Origin of the sequence: Burkholderia lata, from assembly GCF_902499025.1 — a bacterium.
Lineage (GTDB): Bacteria > Pseudomonadota > Gammaproteobacteria > Burkholderiales > Burkholderiaceae > Burkholderia > Burkholderia lata_C.
In genome coordinates, this window is the sequence record NZ_CABVPW010000010.1 from 118,532 (window position 1) to 139,930 (window position 21,399).

The following is a 21,399-nucleotide window of genomic DNA, read 5'->3' on the forward strand; positions in this document are numbered from 1 at the left end:
CCGGACATGGGTCCGCCGGAGACCGGCGGGCCCGCGCCGGTCGTTGTCTGAGGATTCTACATAAAACGTCTCGATCCAGAGACGAAATGGCCGTCCGGCCAGCCCGTGGAATCGGGCAGGGCTTTCCCGGACAACGCATTGCGGCGTGTCTCCAGAGTGAGATAATCCGTCTCGTTCCGGAGACAACCGGTCGAAAATACACGGAGACGAAGACACGATGATGAATGACTGGGCCCGCCTGCCCGTCAACTACGGCGACGTGCTGCGGCGCGCCGCCGAGTCGCTGTTCCGCACTTTCGAGGATTCGAGCGCGGGCACGGTGGTCGTCGATCGCGATGCGCGTGTGGTGTGGATGAACGAGCGGTACGCGGCGCGCTTCGGTTTCGCCGATCCGCAGCAGGCCGTCGGCCTCGACTGCGAGGCCGTGATCCCGAACAGCCTGATGCGCGAGGTCGTGTCGACCGGGCAGCCGATCCTGCTCGACATCATGGAGACGGGCCGCGAGCCGCTCGTCGTCACGCGCCTGCCGCTGAAGAACGAGGCCGGCGAGACGGTCGGCGCAATCGGCTTCGCGCTGTTCGACCAGTTGAAGACGCTCACGCCGATCTTTTCCCGCTACGCACAGCTTCAGCAGCAACTGATCGCGACGCAGCGCTCGCTCGCGCAGGCGCGCCGCGCGAAATACACGTTCGCGAGCTTCGTCGGCACGAGCGCCGCGAGCCTCGAAACCAAGCGCCAGGCGCGCCGCGCCGCGCAGGTCGATTCGCCGGTGTTGCTGCTCGGCGAGACGGGCACCGGCAAGGAACTCCTCGCGCATGCGATCCATGCGGCGTCGGCGCGTGCACTCCAGCCGCTCGTGACCGTCAACGTCGCCGCGATTCCCGACACGCTGCTCGAAACCGAATTCTTCGGCGCGGCGCCCGGTGCGTACACGGGCGCCGATCGCAAGGGGCGTGTCGGCAAGTTCGAGCTGGCCGATCGCGGCACGCTGTTTCTCGACGAGATCGGCGACATGCCGCTGCCGCTGCAGGGCAAGCTGCTGCGCGTGCTGCAGGACAAGGAATTCGAGCCGGTCGGCTCGAACCGGATCGTGCGCGCGGACGTCCGGATCATCGCGGCTACGAGCGCCGACCTGCCGGCACTGGTTGCGGTCGGGCGTTTTCGCGCGGATCTCTATTACCGGCTGAACGTGCTGACGATCCACGCGCCGCCGCTGCGCGAGCGTGCGTCCGACATCGCGGCGCTCGTCTACGCGACGCTCGAGGAGCTGGCGGCGCAGCACGGGCGCGCCGCCCATTGCGAGCTGACCGACGACGCGCTGCGGATGCTGTGCGCGTATCCGTGGCCGGGCAACGTGCGCGAGTTGCGCAATACGCTCGAACGCGCGCTGATGCTGTCGGACCGGTCGGTGATCGATGCGCGTGCGCTCGCGCCGTTCCTTGGACCGGTGCGCGTATCGACGGACAGTGCAGCGCCGGCGCAGCCGCTGGCCGTGTCGCCGGTCGAACGGCGCGCGGGGGATATGCCTGCTGCGCCGGCCGCTTCGTATGCCGATGCATTGGCGGCATGGGAGCGCCAGTTCCTGACCGACGCGCTGGCGGCCTGCGACGGGAAGGTGGTGGAAGCGGCCGTGCGCATCGGGATCGGCCGCGCGACGCTGTACAAGAAACTGGCGGCGCTCGGCATCGACCGGTAAGCCGATCGGCAAAGCCGACGCGCTCGGACGTGATGCATCGAACAGGAGATCACGATGAAACGGATCGGCATCGCTGGGTGGCTGACCCTGTTGCTGGCGACTTCGGCGCTCGCGCAGCTCGGCGACGCCGACGCGCCCGAGGCGCGGCGCAACTGGTACAACGATCCGTTCATCGCGCTGTCGCAGGACGTGGCCGAATGCCCGTTGCCGCTCGGCCCCTGGATGACCCGGGCCGAAATGACGGACGACGCGCATTACCGCGCCGAACGCGGCACCACTTGCTGGCTCGCGCACCGCTGCACGAAGCCGAACTCTTATATGTATGACACGCCGATCGCCGACGCGGTGAAGGCGCACTTTGCCGGTTCCGATCGGCTGCATGGCACGAGCCTGTGGATCACCGTGCAGCGACGTTTCATTTACGTCGAAGGATGTGCGGAGACGGCGTTCGATCGGCAGGCGTTGCAACGTGAACTCGAGGCGCTTCCGGACGTCGAGCAGGTGTTCGTTCGCATCACCGACGATCCGCGCAAGAGCTTGCCGTACAAGGCGCGCGGGCAACCCGGCCGCACGCCGAACTGACGGCCGAAGCGCCGCGCATGGCATACTCGCGACATTCAAAAAAAGGTTGACGGGAAGAACAATGAAACACATGCTTGCGTCGGTCTATCGGTGGCCTCGGGCGGCCGTTGTGTTGGCTCTGGTTGCAGGGCTTGGCGGGTGTGGCGGCAGCGCGCCGCTGTTCACTTCGGACGGGCGTCCGACTACCCAGGTGCAATGCACCGGCAGCGACTGGAGCAATTGCACGGACAACGCCCGGGCGATCTGCAACGGGGATTTCGAAGTGCTTCAGCAATCGAGTGATGACGCCACGCGAAATCTTCTCTTCGCATGCAAGAAGAAGAGCGGTTATTGATCCCGAGATAGCCGGCTGAGGAGACCACGATCGGGCGAAGCGTTTTTCTGTTGGCTGAGAGTCATCTATTTTTCACGAATAACACTCACGGAGTCCCATCCATATGGCGACCTACAGGCAACTGTCCGCGCAGCTCGAACGGCTTCAGCAAAAGATCGACAAGGAACGTGAAAAGGCGATTGCCGATGCGATTGCCGATATCCGCGCGAAAATCGAGGAATACGACATTACGCCGGAAGAGCTTGGGTTTCGTCCGGTCGGGGCGGCCGCTGCCGCCGCAAAACCGAAGCGACCGTCGCCGCCGAAATACCTGAACCCGAAGACGGGCGAAACCTGGAGTGGCCGCGGGCGGTCGCCAACCTGGCTCGGCAAGAATCGCGCGCGTTTCCTGATTAAAGACTGACTCCCGAAAAATCTCACCTTTCGCGTGCTGACTGACGGTGCGAACGGCCATGCGGCTGTCGCACCGTTTTGTTTTTGTGCATTCCCGGCGCGATTCCCGATGGCGTATTGAACTGCGACGCCGCGCAATGAACGGATCCCGTTTTGCGAATTCGCTGCGATTCGACCGCATATCGCGGCGAATTCCGGTAAACAGCCGTGCAATTGCGCAGCATATGCGCATGGGCCTGCGCCATTCTCGCGGTGCACGCGTGCCGCGCATTCCGATCACCTTTCGCGTGTTGGCGCGGGGCGCCGTGCAATTCCCGAAGAGTCTCACCATGGTTCCTGTAAATCCTCACCTTTGAGGAAGCGGACGCAGCGTCGCGCCGCATGCCTGCACCGCGCGTGCCGAGCGAACGTGCTCGGCCGGCGTGCGGCAGAGGCTTCCTGGTTCGTGTTGCAGACCCATGGTGCGAGCGTTGACGTGTGTCGCATAGTCGGCCGCTCGGCATATAGGCAGCCGCATGCGCTTCGCCTATGCTTTGGGTTCGCGTCGATCGGCGTATGGCCTCTCCGTGCCGCATGCCGATCGGGTCGTCTTTCGTTACCGCAGGGAGCCGATGTGACCGTTCGCCATCTCGATGCGTTGTTCCAGCCCAAGTCCGTTGCGGTTGTCGGCGCGTCGTCGCGCGCGGGCAGTATCGGCGCGATGGTGTGGTCGCGCGTGCTCGACGGTGCATTCCAGGGGCCCGTGTGGCCCGTCAATCCGAAGTACCGTGACCTGCACGGGCATGCGGTCGTTTCCGATGTCGACCGGTTGCCCGCGCCGCCGTCGGTTGCCGTGATCTGCACACCGCCAGCGACCTGGGCCGGCATCGTGCGCAAGCTCGGCGAGCTCGGCACGCGCGTCGCGGTGATCGTCGGCGAGGCGCGCACGGATGCTGATCGCGCCGCGCTCGATCGCACGCTGAAGGCGGCGAAGCCGTTCGTGCTCCGTATCGTCGGGCCCGGCAGCCTCGGCGTGCTGTCGCCTGCACGGCATGCACATTTCGGTGCGCCGGCCTATACGGCGCGATCGGGCGGCGTTGCATGGGTGTCGCAATCGAATGCGCTGACGAACGCGGTGCTCGGCTGGGCCGATGCGCGGGGCCTCGGCTTTTCACATGTCGTGGCGCTTGGCAGCGAGTCCGACGTCGATGCGGGCGACGTGCTCGACTATCTCGCGAGCGATCCCGGCACGCGCGCGATCCTGCTCGAACTCGATACCGTGCGCGCAGCGCGCAAGTTCATGTCGGCCGCGCGCGCGGCCGCACGCAACAAGCCGGTGCTCGCCTTGCGCACCGGCCGCGCCGATCCGGGCGACGCGCTCTATACGGCGGCGTTCCAGCGCGCGGGGATGGTGCGTGTCGATGCGCTCGACGATCTGCTCGACGAAATCGAGACGCTCGGCGTCGGCCGCGTCACCGCACGCGGTGCGGCCACGCTCGTGACGAGCGATGCGGGCGTCGCGAAGCTCGCGGTCGATGCGGTGGCCGAGGTGCGCGACGTGCTGGCCGACTGGTCACCCGCGGCCACGTCGGCCGTGTCGGCCGCGCTGCCGCATCTCGTGTCACCCGGCAATCCGCTCACGCTGGGCGACGATGCGCGTCCCGAGCATTTCGCCGCGGCGATCAAGGCGCTCGCGCCGTTCCCGCAAACGGGCACGCTGTTCGTCGTCCATTCGACTTCCCACAGCGCGCCGGCCGATGCGGTTGCGCACACGCTGATCGAATCGCGGCAGTACGCGCATCGCGGCATCCTCGCGTGTTTCTTCGGCGCGGTCGACGCGGCGACGCGCGATGCACTGCACGCGAACGGCATCCCTGTTCACACTACGCCGCAACGGCTCGCGCGCGCGTATGCGCGTCTCGTCGACTACAACCTCGGGCGGCAACTGCTGATGCAAACGCCCGAGGGTACGCCGCCGCAGCCGGCCGAGTGCGTTGCATCCGCACAGGCCGACGCACGCCGGATGGTCGAAGCCGGCGAGCATGAGCTGGCCGGCGAGGCCGCGCTGCGCTGGCTGTCCCATTTCGGCCTGCAGGGCGAGCCGGCCGCCGAGCCGGCCGGGAAGAAAGTCGTCGATGTCACGGTCGACATGTACGACGATTCGAACTTCGGCCCGGTGTTTCGCTATGCCGTGCCGCCTGCGGACGGCGTATCGGCGCCGTTCGTCGTCTATGGCCTGCCGCCGCTGAACTCCGTGCTCGCCCGCGCGGTGATGGAGCGCTCGCCGTATGCGCGCAGCACGCCCATCGAGCCGACGCTCGACGCGTTGACGGCACTGTCGCAGGTCGTCTGCGACGTGCGCGAAGTCGTCGCGATGTCGGTCACGCTGCGCGTGCTGCCCGACCGAGCACACGTGATCGCGCCGCGCATCACGCTGGCCGCGGGGCGCAGCCGGCTCGCGATCATGCCGTATCCGCGCCACCTCGAGCAGACGCTCGAGTGGCGTGGCGAGACGGTGACGATCCGTCCGATCCGTCCGGAAGACGAGGCCGCGCACAACGAACTGCTCGGCGCGATGACGCCGGACGATCTGCGGATGCGCTTCTTCGGCGCGGTGCGCAGCTTCGATCATTCTCAGGTGGCGCGCATGACGCAGATCGATTACGACCGTGAGATGGCCTTCATCGTGTCGTTCACCGATGTGTCGGGGCGCGACCACACGCTCGCGGTGGCGCGCGCAGTGGCCGATCCCGACAACGAGACAGCCGAGTTCGCGATCGCGGTACGACCCGATCAGAAAGGCAAGGGGCTCGGCCGGCTGATGATGGCGCGGATCATCGATTACGCGCGTTCGCGCGGAACCGCATGGATGATCGGCGAGGCGCTGCGCGAGAACTCGGCGATGATCTCGCTTGCGAAGGCGTGTGGTTTTGCGGTGTCGACGACGGAGGAGCCCGGCGTCGTGGGCTTCAGGATGAAGCTGCAGCCGTAGCGTGTGCCGGCGGCCTGACGCACGGAGACGTTGCGCGCAGCCGATGTCTCCGGCCTCCCGGTGCATTGCAGCTGTTTAAAATCAGGAATGCAGAGCATTCGAGGCGGCCGCCTGAGCGAAGCAACCTCGAACGAGCCGGCGCCTGTTTGCAACGGAAATATCGACGCTCATTTGGCACCCGAGAAGCGTACCGCTTGAGCGTGCCGCTTGCTGCGATACCTGTCCCGCACCGCTGTTTCCGGCGGGGTGTCCGCACGCATTTACCGCCGTATTCCACGCTCGAAAATTCGAACTTGCCCAAAAGGTGAGACTTTTCGGGAGCCGCTGGTGAGCTTCTCCGGGAAGGTTGGGGTGAGCTGATACGGGAGCGCTTGGTGAGCCGATACGGGAGCTCTCGGTGAGCCTTCCCGGGAGTGGCCGGTGAGTACCTGCGGGAGGCGCCGGTGAGCCTTTCCGGGGCGCATCGGTGAGGGTCTGCGGGACGTGTCGGTGAGGACATCCGGGAGACTTGGGTGAGAGTATTCAGGAGCTTGGGTGAGCTTTTTCGGGAGGCTTGGGTGAGCGCTTGCGGGACGCAAAGGTGAGGCTTTTCGGGAGCGTCCGGATGCACGGCTCCCGCAAGCGCAGTGCCGGCCCGGGCCGGCGTTACGCAGGGGGCGGGCACGCATGAACCGTGCCCGCGATTACTTTCAGGCAGCGAGTTTCGACGCCGCGTCGTTCACCTGATCGCGCGAAATCGCGAGTTCCTCGAGGTGCGGATCGGCATAGACGGCGCCGGTTTCGCGCTCGAGGCGGGCGATCGTCAGTGCACAGCGCGCGGTGTCCTTGGGCATCGCGATGAAGCGCTTGACCGATTCACCGGACGTGAACGCTTCGAACAGCGCGCCGCGCACGTCGTCCGGAAGTGTCTTGGTCCACTGGTACGGCTTGCCGTTGAACGTGATCGACGGCGGCAGCGTGCGTTCCTTCTTGGTCGCCGTGATGAGCCCGTAGGTGCGGGCCGCGTCGCCGATCTGCTCGGGCGAGAAGAGTTCGTCGGGCGTGATGTCGAACTGCTCGATGTAGTTCTCGATCGCCTGCATTGCGGTGGCACGATCGTCGCGCTTCTTCTGCGCGCGCGCGACGATATCGCGCAGCTCGTCCGCCTCTTCGGGCGTGATCGTGAAGCTTGCCTGCTTCTGCTGAAGTTCGGAGAAACGCTGGAATTCTTGATCGTTCAGAAGTTTGGCCATGACATCCATCGGACACGACGGCCGCGACAACCGGCCGCCGTAGTTTTTGAGAGGGCCGCTATTTTAGCGTAGCGCCGTGGACGCACGATCTGGCACCGTGCGTCGCGCTCCGCAGAGATGTGGCGAGCGACCGGGGCCGACGCGATTGCGCCGCGCCCGGTGCGCTCCGCCGAGCCTGCGCGTCAGCAGGTCTCGTCGCGGTACATCGACAGATGGGCGGCCGTCTCGCGCAACCCTTCGACGACCGTGTCGACGGGCGGCGCCATATGCGCATCGATCCGGCGCATGTACGGGCAGGTCAGTACCGCGATCGCATGGCCGGACGGCCCAAGGATCGGTGCGGTCAGGTCAGTCACGCCGTACGCCTGGCGGCTGTCCTGGCGCAGGTAGCCGTCCTGCCGGACGGACTGGCATGCATACGCGAGTTCCTGCTCGTTCAGCGGCGCCTCGCCCTTGACCTTGCGGTGCTCGGCGAGCATGTGCGCGCGCTGCTCGGCGCCCTGGAACGCCAGCATCGCGCGCCCCGATGCCGTATCGGCGAGCCCGACGCGCGAGCCGAGCCGGACCGACACGCCCCACGGGCCGGGCCCGTCGACCTGCGCGATCACGAGCAGGTTGCCGCGATCGTAGACCGACAGGTGACACGATTGCTCGGAGGAATCGGCGAAACGCTGCATCGGCGGCAAGGCCTCGGCGATCAGCCGGCTCATCGGCGGATGGCGGTGCGCGAGCGAGAACAGCTTGAGGCTGAGCGTGTAGCGGTCGCCGCCGGTCGAGCGCATCACGTAGCGGCGCGCGACGAGGCGTTCGAGCATCCGGTAGATCTCGCTCGCGTTGCGACCGAGTTCCTTCGTGATTTCGGTGCGGGTGAGGCCTTCTTTCTGCTCCGACAGGAGTTCGAGAATGTCGAGACCCTTGTCGAGCGCGGGTGCGCGATAGCGGTCGATTGCGCCCATCGATTCCCGTGCGTCGCAGCCGGGAAGCAGGTCGTTGGTTGTTTGCATTGTCGGTGTGAAGTTGGGGGGATTACTTTCGATCGATTGGCGACGCACGCTGACCGATTCTGCAACATGCTTGTGTCGAGTCCGCGTGTGGCGACGAACGCCATCCGTTTGAGCTTAACAACAAACATTTAGTGTGCAATGCAGCGTCTTTTTACCGATCGTTACCGGACAAGAACGGATCGATTCCGTTTCGGGATGACAGGGAAGCCCCGAATACCCGTTATTCATGACAGGTGGCACCGGTTCAAGGTGTTCGAAAGGAAATCAGGCGGCTGCGGCGCCCGCGATGCTGCGCCGCAGCGTCCGCGGGCGCACCAATAGTCGGTATCCGTCGCGCGTCATTTCACGGTGCGCGGCCGATGGTACAAAGGCTGGCGGGCCAACGACGGTGCGGCCGCGCGTGAAGCCGGCCGGTACGGGCCGGACCATGTCGCGGGTGCCGGGCCGTCGTCGCCGATGCGCAGACCGGCGGCCGCCCGTTCGATGCGCGCCGTACTTCCGTGCGGCGCCACGATCGCTGCGCCCGCGCGACCCTCGCGCGTCGACGGCATGCCGGATGCGGCGCCGACGCGCGCAATCGACGATCGACAATCAGTCCGGTGCGCGGCCACTGAAGGCCGAGTCGGCCGGTATCCTGTCCCATTCGACAACAGAGGTTGACCACGATGAAACTGCTTCGCTATGGCCCGTCCGGCCAGGAAAAGCCCGGTATTCTCGACGCGGACGGCCGGATTCGCGACCTGTCCGCGCATGTGCCGGATCTGTCCGGCGACGTGCTGTCCGACGCGGGTCTCGCGCGGCTGCGCGCGATCGATCCGGCCACGCTGCCACTCGTGTCAGGCGAGCCGCGCATCGGCGCGTGCGTCGGCCAGGTCGGCAAGTTCATCGGCATCGGCCTGAACTACGCCGATCACGCGGCCGAAGCCGGCATGCCGGTGCCGAAGGAGCCGGTCGTGTTCGGCAAGTGGACGAGCTCGATCTGCGGCCCGAACGACGGCATCGACATTCCGAAGGGCTCGGTCAAGACCGACTGGGAAGTCGAGCTGGGCGTCGTGATCGGTGCGACCTGCAAGGACGTCGACGAAGCGCGCGCGCTCGATTACGTCGCGGGCTACTGCGTCGTCAACGACGTGTCCGAGCGTGAATGGCAGATCGAGCGCGGCGGCCAGTGGGACAAGGGCAAGGGCTTCGACACGTTCGGCCCGATCGGTCCGTGGCTCGTCACGCGCGACGAAGTACCCGATCCTCAGCGTCTCGACCTGTGGCTCGAAATCGACGGCCACCGTTATCAGAACGGCAACACGCGCACGATGGTGTTCACCGTCGCGCAGCTGATCGCGTATCTGTCGAGCTGCATGACGCTGCAGCCGGGCGACGTGATCACGACCGGCACGCCGCCGGGCGTCGGCATGGGCATCAAGCCGTCGCCGGTATTCCTCAAGGCCGGCCAGACGATACGCCTCGGTGTCGAAGGGCTTGGCGAGCAGATGCAGCGCACGCGCGACGCGCGATAAGCGCGCATCCGGCGATCCCGTCGAACGATCGCCGGATATCGATGATTCAAAGACAAGGGCCCGATTCCGCATTGCGCGGAATCGGGCCCTTGGCGTTGTTACGCGTGCGCGATCACACGACGTTGTCGAGTTCGCAATGCGCTTCCAGCCGATACCCGTCGGGATCGACGACGAACGCTGCGTAGTAGCCGGGGCCGTAGTGTTCGCGCTTGCCGGGCCCGCCGTTGTCCTGGCCGCCGTGCTCGAGTGCGGCGCGATAGAACGCGTCGACCTCGACGGGCGAAGCGGCCTTGAATGACAGGTGCATCCCCGAGTCGGGATCGGCGGCAACGGGGTGAGCCGCGTGCTGCAACCACAGCTGCGGCTCGGTCGCGCCGTACCCGATGGAGTCATCGTCGCTATACAGCCGCTTGTAGCCGAGCGCGCCGAGCGTGCTGTCGTAGAACGCCCGGCTGCGGCCGATGTGTGCAACGCCGAACGAAAGGTGATCGATCATGTGTGGCTCCTTGGACTGAAGAGGGACGTCAGTGCGGCAAACCTGCTTATAACCACCATGCCAGCCGCTTGTAGCGGAGTGGGCCGAGTGTGCTGTCGTAGAACGCGCGGCCTCGGTTGTTGTGGATAACGCCGGACAAAAGGCGATCGATCATCTGTGGCTCCTTGAACTGAGGTGGGTGTCAGTGCAGCAAACCTTTTTATAACTACCATGCTGGTTATGTTAGAAAGCACCCGGATGCTTGTCAACCGGCATGATGGTTAGATACGATCGCGTCATGAGCAAAACGCAACCTTCCGTCACGATGGACTGCCTGATTCCGGCACCGCCCGAAACCCTGAGCATCGATTTCGCGAACACGCTGTACTGGCGCGGCAGCGACCCGCCGACGGAAACCTTCGGCACGATGGACGACCTGCTGGCATGGTGTCGCGAGCAGGCCGGCGTGCCGGCCGGCCTCGCGCAAGCGTGCCGCGCGCGCGGCGAAGAGGAGGGGGAGCCGGCGATGCTGGCGCGCGCGCTCGCATTGCGCGAGGCGCTGTACCGGCTCTTTCATGCGCAGGCCGAGCAGCGCGAGCCGCTCGCCGACGATCTCGCGCTGCTCGGCGGCTTCCTGGCGGAAGCCGCGCCGCGCGTCGCGCTGGCGCGCATCGATGGCGGCTATGCGTGGCGGATCGGGGAGGGGCGTGCAACGCTGGCCGGGCTGCTGAGCCCGGTGCTGTGGTCGGCGATCGACCTGCTCGGCGGTGCGCGGCTAGCGAAGGTCAAGCGTTGCGCGAACGACGCCTGCCAGTGGCTGTTCATCGACGACAGCAAGAACGGCAGCCGCCGCTGGTGTTCGATGTCGTCGTGCGGCAATCGCGCGAAGGCGTACCGCCACTATCACAAGGCCGACTGACGGCCGGTTCGTTCACGGCGCGGCGGCCGTCCCTATTTCGCCGACAATTTTCGCCACAGCGTCGTCTTGCTGATGCCGAGCATCGCGCACGCGCGGTCGCGGTCGCCGCCGCATGCGTCGAGTACCGCGCGGATCTCGTCGGCTTCCGCGCGACGGCGGCGCGCTTGCAGTGTCTGCGCATCGTCGCTGTCGGCCGTGTCGGGTGACGCCGCGAACAGCTCGGGCGCGATCGCCTGCAGCGCGTCGGGATCGAGCGCGCCGCAGGCGGCGGCGGGATCGTTTTCGTCGGCTTCCTCGGCCAGCTCCACCGCGATCCGCTCGATCACGTTCTGCAGTTCGCGCACGTTGCCGGGCCACCGGTAGCGTGCGAGTGCGGCCTGCGTCGCGCCGAGCACGCGCGCGGCGTCGTCGGCATCGCGCAGGCGTTCGGCGAGGCGTGCCTCGCGTCGTGCGGCCTGCACGAGCAGCGTGGCCGCGAGCGCCGGGATGTCGGCGGCGCGCTCGCGCAGCGGCGGCAGCCCGACGTTCAGGATGTTGAGCCGGTAATAGAGATCCGCGCGGAACGTGCCGGCCTCGACGGCGGCGAGCAGCGGACGGTGCGTCGCGGCGATCACGCGCACGTCGATGCGGATCGGCTCGGTCGAACCGAGGCGGATCACCTCGCGCTCCTGCAGCACGCGCAGCAGCCGGCTCTGCAGCGACGGCGGCATCTCGCCGATCTCGTCGAGAAACAGCGTGCCGCGGTGGGCGGCTTCGAACAGGCCGGTCTTGCCGCCGCGCCGCGCACCGGTGAACGCGCCTTCCTCATAGCCGAACAGCTCGCTCTCGAGCAGCGCTTCCGGAAACGCGCCGCAGTTGACCGCGACGAACGGGTAGCTGCGCCGCGCGGACAGCGCGTGCAGGCTTTGCGCGATCATTTCCTTGCCGGTGCCGCTTTCGCCGAGCACGAGTACGGTCGCGTCGGATTTCGCGTAGCGGCGCACGAGATCGCGCACGCGCGCCATCGGCGCCGATGCGCCGACCACGTCGTCGAGCGCGTAGCGTGCCGCGAACTGCTGCGTGGTGGGCTGCGAACGCAGCGCGCGGTCGAGCCGCTCGACCGCGCGCGACTCCTGGAACGTCAGCACGCTGCCCGACGTGACGCCGCGATCGACGAGCGGCCCGCGATGCACGACGTAGCGCACGCCGCGCACGGTCGCGAGCGCGTCGCCGTCCTCGCCGCGCAGCGTGCGCAGCTCGGGGCGCAGGTCGACGAGTGCGCGGCCGACGGCCGCCGCGGGTTCGACCCCGAGCGCCGACGCAAGCCGCTCGTTGATCGCTTCCACGCGACCGCGCGCGTCGAGCGCGACCACGCCGTCGCGCAGATGCTGGAGCAGGTTGTCGAGCCGCTGGCGGCGAAACGCCTCGGCGTGCGTCGCATACGCGACTTCGAGCGCGGTATCGACGGCCTTGCGGACCGATGCGTGCGAATACAGGAACACCGCGCCCATGCCGGCGCTGGCCGCGAGATCGGTGACGAGGCCGGGCCCGACGATCGTCTCGATGCCGCGGTCGCGCAGCTCGTGCACGCAGGCTTCCGCTTCCTGTGCGGACTGATATGACGCAAACTGCACGTCGAGGCCGTACGCGGCGACGAAGCGGCGCACTTCGGGCGGCGTTTCCCCGGCGCTGACGAGCGCGATCCGCGACGCATCTCGCCGGGCGCGCGCGAGCGCCTGCATCACGTCGAAACCGGTCGGCGACACGACCACCACCGGCACCTGCGCACGCGTCTTCAGGAAGGCGCCGTTCGAGCCGGCCGCGACGATCACGTCGGGCCGCGCGGCGCCGGCCTCGGCGATCGCGCTGAGCGCATCCTCATAGGCGCGCGTCACGATGCGCACGTCGGCGCGTTCGTCGAATTCGCCGGCGATCTCGCGAAACAGTTCGCGCAGGCGGCTGATGCCCATCGCCCAGATGCGCGGGCGCGCCGCGCGATCGGCCGGGCCGACGGGCTTGGTCGAGGAGAGGTCCATGACGGTCGATTATGCGCGTGCGATTTCATTTTTGAAACATGAAATTGCCGAATCGAAATCGCCGGGCATTCCGTCGCCCGTGCCAGTTGCTTAAGAATCAGTGGGTTAGCGGCGTTGCGCGAGCTGGCCCGGTCCTTGCTGTTAATGGTCGTTCCTTCAGGAGGCCGTTCATGAGCAATACGCATCTTCAGAGCGCCGGCGCGAAATTCCGCGCGGCAGTCGCGGCAGAGCAGCCGCTGCAGGTGGTCGGCGCGATCACCGCGTACGCGGCCAAGATGGCGCAGGCCGTCGGCTTCAAGGCCGTGTATTTGTCGGGTGGCGGCGTCGCCGCGAACTCGCTCGGGATCCCCGACCTCGGCATCAGCACGATGGAAGACGTGCTGATCGACGCGAACCGGATCACCAACGCAACCGACCTGCCGCTGCTGGTCGACATCGATACGGGCTGGGGCGGTGCGTTCAACATCGCGCGCACGGTGCGCTCGTTCATCAAGGCCGGCGTCGCGGCCGTGCACCTGGAAGACCAGGTCGGCCAGAAGCGCTGCGGCCATCGTCCGGGCAAGGAAGTCGTGCCGGTCGAAGAAATGGTCGATCGCGTCAAGGCCGCGGTCGATGCGCGTACCGACGACCAGTTCGTGATCATGGCGCGCACCGACGCCGCCGCCGCCGAAGGGATCGACTCGGCGATCGAGCGCGCGGTGGCCTATGTCGAAGCCGGCGCGGACATGATCTTCCCGGAAGCGATGAAGTCGCTCGACGACTACCGCCGCTTCAAGGCAGCCGTGAAGGTGCCGATCCTCGCGAACCTGACCGAATTCGGCTCGACGCCGCTGTTCACGCTCGACGAGCTGCGCGAGGCGAACGTCGACATCGCGCTGTATTGCTGCGGCGCGTATCGCGCGATGAACAAGGCCGCGCTGAACTTCTACGAGACGCTGCGCCGCGACGGCACGCAGAAGGCAGCCGTGCCGACGATGCAGACGCGCGCCGAGCTGTACGACTTCCTCGGCTATCACGAATACGAGCGCAAGCTCGACGAGTTGTTCGCGCAGGGCAAGAAGTAAGCGCCCACGCGCCGGGACTCGATTCCGGAGCGCTTTGCATGGGGCCGCACTAAGCGCTAAAGCGCCAAGTCCGGCCGACAGCTTTGCATGGGGCCGCACTAAGCGCTAAAGCGCCAAGTCCGGCCGACAGCGTTGCATGGGGCCGCACCAAGCGCTAAAGCGCCAAGTCCGGCCGACAGCTTTGCATGGGGCCGCACCGGGCGCTAAAGCGCCAAGTCCGGCCGACAGCTTTGTGTGGGGCCGCACCAGGCGCTGAAGCACCAGGTCCGGCCGGCAGCTTTGCATCGGTCGGGCCTGGCGCCGCGGCGCCGGTTCAACCGACCACCGATACCCCCGATACACATTGGAGAGCAGAAACATGAGCGAGACGAAAGACGCAGCAGCACCGGCCGCCGCAGGCGCATTCAAGCCGAAGAAGTCGGTGGCGCTGTCGGGCGTGACGGCCGGCAATACGGCGCTGTGCACGGTCGGCAAGACCGGCAACGACCTGCATTACCGCGGCTACGACATTCTCGACGTCGCCGAGTCGTGCGAATTCGAGGAAATTGCGCACCTGCTCGTGCACGGCACGCTGCCGAACCTGACCGAGCTGGCCGCATATAAGACCAAGCTGCGCGCGCTGCGCGGCCTGCCGAGCGCGCTGAAGACGGCGCTCGAACAGATCCCGGCATCCGCGCACCCGATGGACGTGATGCGCACGGGCGTGTCGGTGCTCGGCACCGTGCTGCCGGAGAAGGACGACCACAACCTGCCGGGCGCGCGCGACATCGCCGACCGCCTGATGGCATCGCTCGGCTCGATGCTGCTGTACTGGTATCACTTCTCGCACAACGGCAAGCGCATCGAGACCGAAACCGACGACGACTCGATCGGCGGCCACTTCCTGCACCTGCTGCACGGCAAGACGCCGTCGAAGTCGTGGGTCGAGGCGATGCACACGTCGCTGATCCTGTATGCGGAGCACGAATTCAACGCGTCGACGTTCACCGGCCGCGTGATCGCGGGCACGGGCTCGGACATCTACTCGGCGATCACCGGCGCGATCGGCGCGCTGCGCGGGCCGAAGCACGGCGGCGCGAACGAAGTCGCGTATGAGATCCAGAGCCGCTACAGCTCGCCGGACGATGCCGAAGCGGACATCCGCCGCCGCGTCGAGAACAAGGAAGTCGTGATCGGCTTCGGCCACCCGGTCTACACGATCTCCGATCCGCGCAACAAGGTGATCAAGGGCGTCGCGAACAAGTTGTCGAAGGAAGCGGGCGACCTGAAGCTGTTCAACATCGCCGAGCGCCTCGAATCGGTGATGTGGGACGCGAAGAAGATGTTCCCGAACCTCGACTGGTTCAGCGCGGTGTCGTATCACATGATGGGCGTGCCGACCGCGATGTTCACGCCGCTGTTCGTGATCTCGCGCACGTCCGGCTGGAGCGCGCACATCATGGAGCAGCGCATCGACAACAAGATCATCCGCCCGAGCGCGAACTACACGGGCCCGGAAGACCTGCAGTTCGTGCCGATCGAGAAGCGTTGATCGTCCGCCGCGCGCGCCGGCGCCCGTGATGCGGGCGGCCGGTGCGCGCGGGATGTCATACCCAGATTCCCGCCCCACACCATGAATACCGCCAACCGCAAACCCCTGCCCGGCACGTCGCTGGACTATTTCGACGCGCGCGCCGCGGTCGAAGCGATCGCGCCCGGCGCCTACGACACGCTGCCGTACACGTCGCGCGTGCTCGCCGAAAACCTCGTGCGCCGCTGCGATCCGGCGATCCTTGCCGATTCGCTGAAGCAGATCATCGAGCGCAAGCGCGAACGTGATTTCCCGTGGTTCCCCGCGCGCGTCGTGTGCCACGACATCCTCGGGCAGACGGCACTCGTCGATCTCGCCGGCCTGCGCGACGCGATCGCCGACGGCGGTGGCGACCCGGCCAAGGTGAACCCGGTCGTGCCCGTGCAGCTGATCGTCGACCACTCGCTCGCCGTCGAATGCGGCGGCTTCGATCCGGACGCGTTCGCGAAGAACCGCGCGATCGAGGATCGCCGCAACGAGGATCGCTTCCACTTCATCGAGTGGACGAAGAAGGCGTTCGAGAACGTCGACGTGATCCCGCCGGGCAACGGCATCATGCACCAGATCAACCTCGAGAAAATGTCGCCGGTGATCCAGGCGCACGACGGCGTCGCGTATCCGGACACCTGCGTCGGCACCGACAGCCACACGCCGCACGTCGACGCGCTCGGCGTGATCGCGATCGGCGTCGGCGGCCTCGAAGCGGAAAACGTGATGCTCGGCCGCGCATCGTGGATGCGCCTGCCCGACATCGTCGGCGTCGAGCTGACCGGCAAGCGCCAGCCCGGCATCACCGCGACCGACGTCGTGCTCGCACTGACCGAATTCCTGCGCAAGGAAAAGGTGGTCGGCGCGTACCTGGAGTTCCGCGGTGAAGGCGCGGCGAGCCTCACGCTCGGCGATCGCGCGACGATCTCGAACATGGCGCCCGAATACGGCGCGACGGCCGCGATGTTCTTCATCGACGGCCAGACGACCGACTACCTGCGCCTCACCGGCCGCAGCGACGAGCAGGTGAAGCTCGTCGAGACCTACGCGAAGGCGGCGGGCCTGTGGGCCGATACGCTGAGCAACGCGCAGTACGAGCGCACGCTGACGTTCGACCTGTCGAGCGTCGTGCGCAACATGGCCGGCCCGTCGAACCCGCACAAGCGGCTGCCGACGTCCGATCTCGCCGCGCGCGGGATCGCCGGCCAGTGGGAAGAGAAGGCGGGCGAGATGCCCGACGGCGCGGTAATCATCGCCGCGATCACGAGCTGCACGAACACCAGCAACCCGCGCAACGTGATCGCAGCGGCCTTGCTCGCACGCAACGCGAATGCGCGCGGCCTCACGCGCAAGCCGTGGGTGAAGAGCTCGCTCGCGCCCGGCTCGAAGGCGGTCGAGCTGTACCTGGAAGAAGCGAACCTGCTGCCGGAGCTGGAAAAGCTCGGCTTCGGCATCGTCGCGTTCGCGTGCACGACCTGCAACGGGATGTCGGGTGCGCTCGACCCGAAGATCCAGCAGGAGATCGTCGATCGCGACCTGTACGCGACGGCCGTGCTGTCCGGCAACCGCAACTTCGACGGCCGCATCCACCCGTATGCGAAGCAGGCGTTCCTCGCGTCGCCGCCGCTGGTCGTTGCGTATGCGATCGCCGGCACGATCCGCTTCGACATCGAGAAGGACGTGCTCGGTCACGACCAGGACGGCAAGCCGGTCACGCTGAAGGACATCTGGCCGACCGACGAGGAGATCGATGCGATCGTCGCGTCGAGCGTGAAGCCCGAGCAGTTCCGCAAGGTCTACGAGCCGATGTTCGCGCGTAGCGCCGATGCGGGCGAGCGTGCGGCGCCGCTGTATGAATGGCGCGCGCAGAGCACGTACATCCGCCGTCCGCCGTACTGGGAAGGCGCGCTGGCCGGCGAACGCACGCTGCAGGGGATGCGCCCGCTCGCGGTGCTCGGCGACAACATCACGACCGACCACCTGTCGCCGTCGAACGCGATCCTGCTGGACAGCGCAGCCGGCGAATACCTCGCGAAGATGGGCCTGCCGGAAGAAGACTTCAACTCGTACGCGACGCACCGGGGAGACCACCTGACCGCGCAGCGCGCGACCTTCGCGAACCCGACGCTGATCAACGAGATGGCGATCGTCGACGGCGCGGTGAAGAAGGGCTCGCTCGCGCGCGTCGAGCCGGAAGGCAAGGTCATGCGGATGTGGGAAGCGATCGAGACGTACATGAATCGCAAGCAGCCGCTGATCGTCGTGGCCGGCGCCGACTACGGCCAGGGCTCGTCGCGCGACTGGGCCGCGAAGGGCGTGCGGCTCGCGGGTGTCGAGGCGATCGCCGCCGAAGGCTTCGAGCGGATCCACCGCACGAATCTGATCGGGATGGGCGTGCTGCCGCTCGAGTTCAAGCCGGGCACGAACCGGACGACGCTCGGCATCGACGGCACCGAGACCTTCGACGTGATCGGCGAGCGCACGCCGCGCGCCGACCTGACACTCGTGATTCACCGCAAGAACGGTGAGCGCGTCGAGGTGCCGATGACGTGCCGGCTCGATACGGCCGAGGAAGTGTCGATCTACGAAGCGGGCGGCGTGCTGCAGCGCTTCGCGCAGGACTTCCTCGAATCGTCGCAGGCGGCTTGATCGCGTCACACAGGGATAACGCACACATGGCTCACACTCCTCAAATCAGGATTCCCGCGACCTACATTCGCGGCGGCACCAGCAAAGGCGTGTTCTTCCGGCTGCAGGACCTGCCGGACGCCGCGCAGGCGCCGGGCGCCGCGCGCGATGCGCTGCTGCTGCGCGTGATCGGCAGCCCCGATCCGTACGGCAAGCAGATCGACGGGATGGGCGGCGCGACGTCGTCCACCAGCAAGACGGTGATCGTGTCGAAGAGCACGCGGCCCGGCCACGACGTCGACTACCTGTTCGGGCAGGTCTCGATCGACAAGGCCTTCGTCGACTGGACCGGCAACTGCGGCAACCTGTCGGCGGCGGTCGGCCCGTTCGCGATCAGCGGCGGGCTGGTCGATCCGGCGCGCGTGCCGCGCGACGGCGTCGCGACCGTGCGGATCTGGCAGGCGAACATCGGCAAGACGATCGTCGCGCATGTGCCGGTGACGAACGGCGCGGTGCAGGAGACGGGCGACTTCGAGCTGGATGGCGTCACGTTCCCGGCCGCCGAAGTGCAGCTCGAATTCATGGACCCGGCCGCCGAGGAAGAAGGCGCGGGCGGCTCGATGTTCCCGACCGGCAACCTCGTCGACGATCTCGCGGTGCCGGGCGTCGGCACGTTGAAGGCGACGATGATCAACGCGGGGATCCCGACGATCTTCGTCGAAGCGGAAGCGATCGGCTACACGGGCACCGAGCTGCAGGACGCGATCAACGGCGATGCGAAGGCGCTCGAGAAATTCGAGACGATTCGTGCGCATGGCGCGCTGCGCATGGGCCTGATCGACACGCTCGATGAAATCGCGACGCGGCAGCACACGCCGAAGATCGCGTTCGTCGCGAAGCCGGCCGATTACGTCGCATCGAGCGGCAAACGTGTGAACGCGGGCGACGTCGACCTGCTGGTGCGCGCGATGTCGATGGGCAAGCTGCACCACGCGATGATGGGCACGGCGGCGGTCGCGATCGGCACGGCCGCGGCGATCCCGGGCACGCTCGTCAACCTGGCGGCAGGCGGCGGCGAACGCAATGCGGTGCGCTTCGGCCATCCGTCGGGCACGCTGCGCGTCGGCGCGGAAGCGCAGCTCGAGAACGGCGAGTGGACCGTCACCAAGGCGATCATGAGCCGCAGCGCGCGCGTGCTGATGGAAGGCTGGGTGAGGGTGCCGGGCGACGCGTTCTGAGCGTTGCCGGTTCCGGCAACGCAGCCGGAATGAGCGCTGCTCACCCGATCCCTGCGAAGCGGACCCCGCGGCGCAGGGATTTTTTATTTGTCGCGTTGACGCACGCGTGACGGGCGCGATCCGATGCGAGGAGCACGGCATCGGAGAGTGCCGCGACGCGCGGACATAAACAGGAGAATCGCATGCCGCTCGATGCGCCGCTTTCCGGCATCCACATCGTCGAATTCGAAGGGCTCGGCCCCGGCCCGCTTGCGGGCTGGATGCTCGCCGGGATGGGCGCGCGGATCACGCTGATCGCACGCCCGTCCGGCCGCACGAGTGCGCCGGATGCGTTGAAGGCCCGCGACGGCGACCTGCTGCGCGAAGGCAAGACGATCGTCGAACTCGATCTGAAGTCGCCGGCCGGCCGCGAGGCCGCGCTCGACCTGATCGCGCAGGCCGATGCGTTGATCGAGGGCCTGCGGCCCGGCGTGATGGAGCGGCTCGGCCTCGGGCCCGACGATTGTGCGCGTCGCAATCCGCAGCTCGTGTACGGGCGGATGACCGGCTGGGGTCAGCACGGCCCGCTGGCGGCTGCGGCCGGGCACGACCTGAACTACGTCGCGTTGACGGGGCTGCTGTCGCTGTCCGCGCCGCGCGATGGTCGGCCGGGCTTGCCGCCGACCGTCGTCGGCGATGCGGGCGGCGCGCTCGGGCTCGCGTTCGGGATCGTCTGCGCGCTGTTCGACGTGCGCGGCGGCGGGCCGGGGCGCGTGGTCGACGGCGCGATCGTCGACATTGTGGCGATGCTCGGCTCGCTCGCGCTGTGGGCACGCGCGAACGGGCAGCTCGACGGCGCGCAGCCGAGCCTTTTTCACGATGCGCCGTTCTACGACGTGTATCGCTGCGCGGATGGCGAATGCGTGACGATCGGCGCGCTCGAGCCGCCGTTCTATGCGCTGCTGGTCGAACGGCTCGGGCTGACCGACGTCGATCCGGCGTCGCAGTACGACCGCGCGCGCTGGCCCGCGCTGAAGGCGCGTTTCGCCGACGTGTTCGCGCAGCAGCCGTCCGCGCACTGGCGTGCGTTGCTCGAAGGCACCGACGCGTGTTTCGCGCCGGTGCTGAGCGTGGCCGACGCGGCCGCGCATCCGCACAACGCGGCGCGCGGGATCTATCGGACGGATGACAATGGCAACGTGCGGGCGCGCGTGGCGCCGCGGTTTCTGCCGTTGGCGGGGGACGGGGTGGGTTAGCGCGAAACCGGATGCCGGCCGCTCACGCTGTTTCCTCCGGCGCATCCGGCATCTTGCCGTCGCCGACGCGGTTGATCGTGCCCTGGGCGATCGCGACGAGCCGCTCGTGATCGCCGTCGATGACGAACACATGACACTGACAGGTCGCCTGGTGCCGGCCCGCATAGACGAGCTTCGCGCGGGCGACGAGCGTGCCGTTCACGGCCGGCCGCAGGTAGTTGATCTTGTATTCGGCGGTGATTACGCGCGGGCCGAGCACGAGCGCGCCGGCGAACGTCAGCGCGTTGTCCGCGAGGTAGCTGATGACGCCGCCGTGCACGAAACCGTGCTGCTGCCGCAGTTCTTCGCGCACGGGCAGGCACAGCGACACTTCGTTGTCGCCGATATGCATCAGCTCCGTGCCCAGCAGCATGCTGAACGGTTGCGCACGCAATGCGCCGCGCGCGTGGTCCGTGATGTCGGTCATCGACTTTCCTCGAAATGAGTGCCCGCTTGCGCTGAACTCTAGGAAGGGGGATGCGGATAAGCAAGGAAATTCGTC

17 protein-coding genes are annotated in these 21,399 nt (G+C 67.1%); 12 read left to right on the plus strand and 5 right to left on the minus strand.

From position 1 onward, the window contains the following. Positions 1–217: 217 nt before the first annotated feature. The 5 genes from BDI24065_RS12430 to BDI24065_RS12450 all read left to right on the plus strand — a co-directional run bounded on the left by BDI24065_RS12430 (position 218) and on the right by BDI24065_RS12450 (position 5,976). Positions 218–1,696, plus strand: a complete 1,479-nt coding sequence (locus tag BDI24065_RS12430; protein WP_175031511.1) for a sigma-54 interaction domain-containing protein — start codon at positions 218–220, stop codon at positions 1,694–1,696. A gap of 54 nt (positions 1,697–1,750) precedes the next feature. Next, positions 1,751–2,278 (plus strand): BON domain-containing protein, encoded by a 528-nt coding sequence (locus BDI24065_RS12435; RefSeq protein WP_175031512.1) that lies wholly within the window; start codon positions 1,751–1,753, stop codon positions 2,276–2,278. Between the two features lie 61 nt (positions 2,279–2,339). Next, the gene (locus BDI24065_RS12440) at positions 2,340–2,612 is read left to right on the plus strand and encodes a hypothetical protein (protein WP_175031513.1); all 273 of its coding nucleotides are present in this window, start codon (positions 2,340–2,342) and stop codon (positions 2,610–2,612) included. Positions 2,613–2,715: 103 nt separating this feature from the next. Continuing rightward, positions 2,716–3,015 carry an H-NS histone family protein gene (locus BDI24065_RS12445; RefSeq protein ID WP_175031514.1) on the plus strand — a complete coding sequence of 100 codons (300 nt, stop codon included), beginning with the start codon at positions 2,716–2,718 and terminating at the stop codon, positions 3,013–3,015. Positions 3,016–3,618: 603 nt separating this feature from the next. After that, positions 3,619–5,976, plus strand: coding sequence for a bifunctional acetate--CoA ligase family protein/GNAT family N-acetyltransferase (locus BDI24065_RS12450; protein WP_175031515.1), 2,358 nt, complete (start codon positions 3,619–3,621; stop codon positions 5,974–5,976). Between the two features lie 689 nt (positions 5,977–6,665). On the opposite strand, the gene BDI24065_RS12455 is transcribed toward BDI24065_RS12450, so the two are convergent. Together BDI24065_RS12455 and BDI24065_RS12460 are read right to left on the minus strand one after the other, a co-directional pair. Continuing rightward, positions 6,666–7,217 (minus strand): hypothetical protein, encoded by a 552-nt coding sequence (locus BDI24065_RS12455; protein ID WP_085038080.1) that lies wholly within the window; start codon positions 7,215–7,217, stop codon positions 6,666–6,668. 173 nt (positions 7,218–7,390) lie between these two features. Then, positions 7,391–8,212, minus strand: coding sequence for an IclR family transcriptional regulator (locus BDI24065_RS12460; protein WP_175031516.1), 822 nt, complete (start codon positions 8,210–8,212; stop codon positions 7,391–7,393). A 665-nt stretch (positions 8,213–8,877) separates the two neighbouring features. Between BDI24065_RS12460 and BDI24065_RS12465 the strand changes: the two genes are divergently transcribed. After that, positions 8,878–9,726 carry an ureidoglycolate lyase gene (locus BDI24065_RS12465; protein ID WP_175031517.1) on the plus strand — a complete coding sequence of 283 codons (849 nt, stop codon included), beginning with the start codon at positions 8,878–8,880 and terminating at the stop codon, positions 9,724–9,726. Between the two features lie 112 nt (positions 9,727–9,838). On the opposite strand, the gene BDI24065_RS12470 is transcribed toward BDI24065_RS12465, so the two are convergent. Next, a complete protein-coding gene (locus BDI24065_RS12470; protein ID WP_175031518.1) occupies positions 9,839–10,222 on the minus strand; it encodes a VOC family protein in 384 nt (127 codons plus the stop codon). Positions 10,223–10,475: 253 nt separating this feature from the next. Between BDI24065_RS12470 and BDI24065_RS12475 the strand changes: the two genes are divergently transcribed. Beyond that, positions 10,476–11,120, plus strand: coding sequence for a CGNR zinc finger domain-containing protein (locus BDI24065_RS12475; protein WP_175031519.1), 645 nt, complete (start codon positions 10,476–10,478; stop codon positions 11,118–11,120). A gap of 32 nt (positions 11,121–11,152) precedes the next feature. On the opposite strand, the gene prpR is transcribed toward BDI24065_RS12475, so the two are convergent. Then, positions 11,153–13,135 (minus strand): propionate catabolism operon regulatory protein PrpR, encoded by a 1,983-nt coding sequence (gene prpR, locus BDI24065_RS12480; RefSeq protein ID WP_175031520.1) that lies wholly within the window; start codon positions 13,133–13,135, stop codon positions 11,153–11,155. Positions 13,136–13,305: 170 nt separating this feature from the next. On the opposite strand from prpR, the gene prpB reads away from it, so the two are divergent. The 5 genes from prpB (at position 13,306) to BDI24065_RS12505 (ending at position 20,858) form a co-directional block, all read left to right on the plus strand. Then, a complete protein-coding gene (gene prpB, locus BDI24065_RS12485; RefSeq protein ID WP_011353756.1) occupies positions 13,306–14,199 on the plus strand; it encodes a methylisocitrate lyase in 894 nt (297 codons plus the stop codon). Between the two features lie 358 nt (positions 14,200–14,557). Further along, positions 14,558–15,730: a bifunctional 2-methylcitrate synthase/citrate synthase gene (prpC, locus tag BDI24065_RS12490; protein ID WP_175031521.1), complete on the plus strand. Its 1,173-nt coding sequence runs from the start codon at positions 14,558–14,560 to the stop codon at positions 15,728–15,730. A gap of 81 nt (positions 15,731–15,811) precedes the next feature. Further along, on the plus strand, positions 15,812–18,406 hold the full coding sequence (acnD, locus tag BDI24065_RS12495; RefSeq protein WP_175031522.1) for a Fe/S-dependent 2-methylisocitrate dehydratase AcnD: 2,595 nt from the start codon (positions 15,812–15,814) through the stop codon (positions 18,404–18,406). A 26-nt stretch (positions 18,407–18,432) separates the two neighbouring features. Beyond that, complete coding sequence (prpF, locus tag BDI24065_RS12500; RefSeq protein ID WP_011353759.1) at positions 18,433–19,623, plus strand: 2-methylaconitate cis-trans isomerase PrpF; 1,191 nt, start codon at positions 18,433–18,435, stop codon at positions 19,621–19,623. 182 nt (positions 19,624–19,805) lie between these two features. Beyond that, the gene (locus tag BDI24065_RS12505) at positions 19,806–20,858 is read left to right on the plus strand and encodes a CaiB/BaiF CoA transferase family protein (protein WP_175031523.1); all 1,053 of its coding nucleotides are present in this window, start codon (positions 19,806–19,808) and stop codon (positions 20,856–20,858) included. Between the two features lie 22 nt (positions 20,859–20,880). Here BDI24065_RS12505 and BDI24065_RS12510 read toward each other — a convergent pair whose 3' ends face one another. Then, positions 20,881–21,324, minus strand: a complete 444-nt coding sequence (locus tag BDI24065_RS12510; RefSeq protein WP_011353771.1) for a PaaI family thioesterase — start codon at positions 21,322–21,324, stop codon at positions 20,881–20,883. Positions 21,325–21,399 lie beyond the last annotated feature (75 nt).

Excerpts from the sequence above, each read along its gene's own strand:
- BDI24065_RS12460 (WP_175031516.1), bottom strand. The coding sequence starts at position 8,212 with ATGCAAACAACCAACGACCTGCTTCCCGGCTGCGACGCACGGGAATCG.
- BDI24065_RS12510 (WP_011353771.1), bottom strand. The coding sequence starts at position 21,324 with ATGACCGACATCACGGACCACGCGCGCGGCGCATTGCGTGCGCAACCG.
- BDI24065_RS12470 (WP_175031518.1), bottom strand. The coding sequence starts at position 10,222 with ATGATCGATCACCTTTCGTTCGGCGTTGCACACATCGGCCGCAGCCGG.
- prpF (WP_011353759.1), top strand. The coding sequence starts at position 18,433 with ATGGCTCACACTCCTCAAATCAGGATTCCCGCGACCTACATTCGCGGC.
- BDI24065_RS12465 (WP_175031517.1), top strand. The coding sequence starts at position 8,878 with ATGAAACTGCTTCGCTATGGCCCGTCCGGCCAGGAAAAGCCCGGTATT.
- prpC (WP_175031521.1), top strand. The coding sequence starts at position 14,558 with ATGAGCGAGACGAAAGACGCAGCAGCACCGGCCGCCGCAGGCGCATTC.
- acnD (WP_175031522.1), top strand. The coding sequence starts at position 15,812 with ATGAATACCGCCAACCGCAAACCCCTGCCCGGCACGTCGCTGGACTAT.
- prpR (WP_175031520.1), bottom strand. The coding sequence starts at position 13,135 with ATGGACCTCTCCTCGACCAAGCCCGTCGGCCCGGCCGATCGCGCGGCG.
- BDI24065_RS12505 (WP_175031523.1), top strand. The coding sequence starts at position 19,806 with ATGCCGCTCGATGCGCCGCTTTCCGGCATCCACATCGTCGAATTCGAA.
- prpB (WP_011353756.1), top strand. The coding sequence starts at position 13,306 with ATGAGCAATACGCATCTTCAGAGCGCCGGCGCGAAATTCCGCGCGGCA.
- BDI24065_RS12455 (WP_085038080.1), bottom strand. The coding sequence starts at position 7,217 with ATGGATGTCATGGCCAAACTTCTGAACGATCAAGAATTCCAGCGTTTC.
- BDI24065_RS12475 (WP_175031519.1), top strand. The coding sequence starts at position 10,476 with ATGATGGTTAGATACGATCGCGTCATGAGCAAAACGCAACCTTCCGTC.
- BDI24065_RS12445 (WP_175031514.1), top strand. The coding sequence starts at position 2,716 with ATGGCGACCTACAGGCAACTGTCCGCGCAGCTCGAACGGCTTCAGCAA.
- BDI24065_RS12430 (WP_175031511.1), top strand. The coding sequence starts at position 218 with ATGATGAATGACTGGGCCCGCCTGCCCGTCAACTACGGCGACGTGCTG.
- BDI24065_RS12440 (WP_175031513.1), top strand. The coding sequence starts at position 2,340 with ATGAAACACATGCTTGCGTCGGTCTATCGGTGGCCTCGGGCGGCCGTT.
- BDI24065_RS12435 (WP_175031512.1), top strand. The coding sequence starts at position 1,751 with ATGAAACGGATCGGCATCGCTGGGTGGCTGACCCTGTTGCTGGCGACT.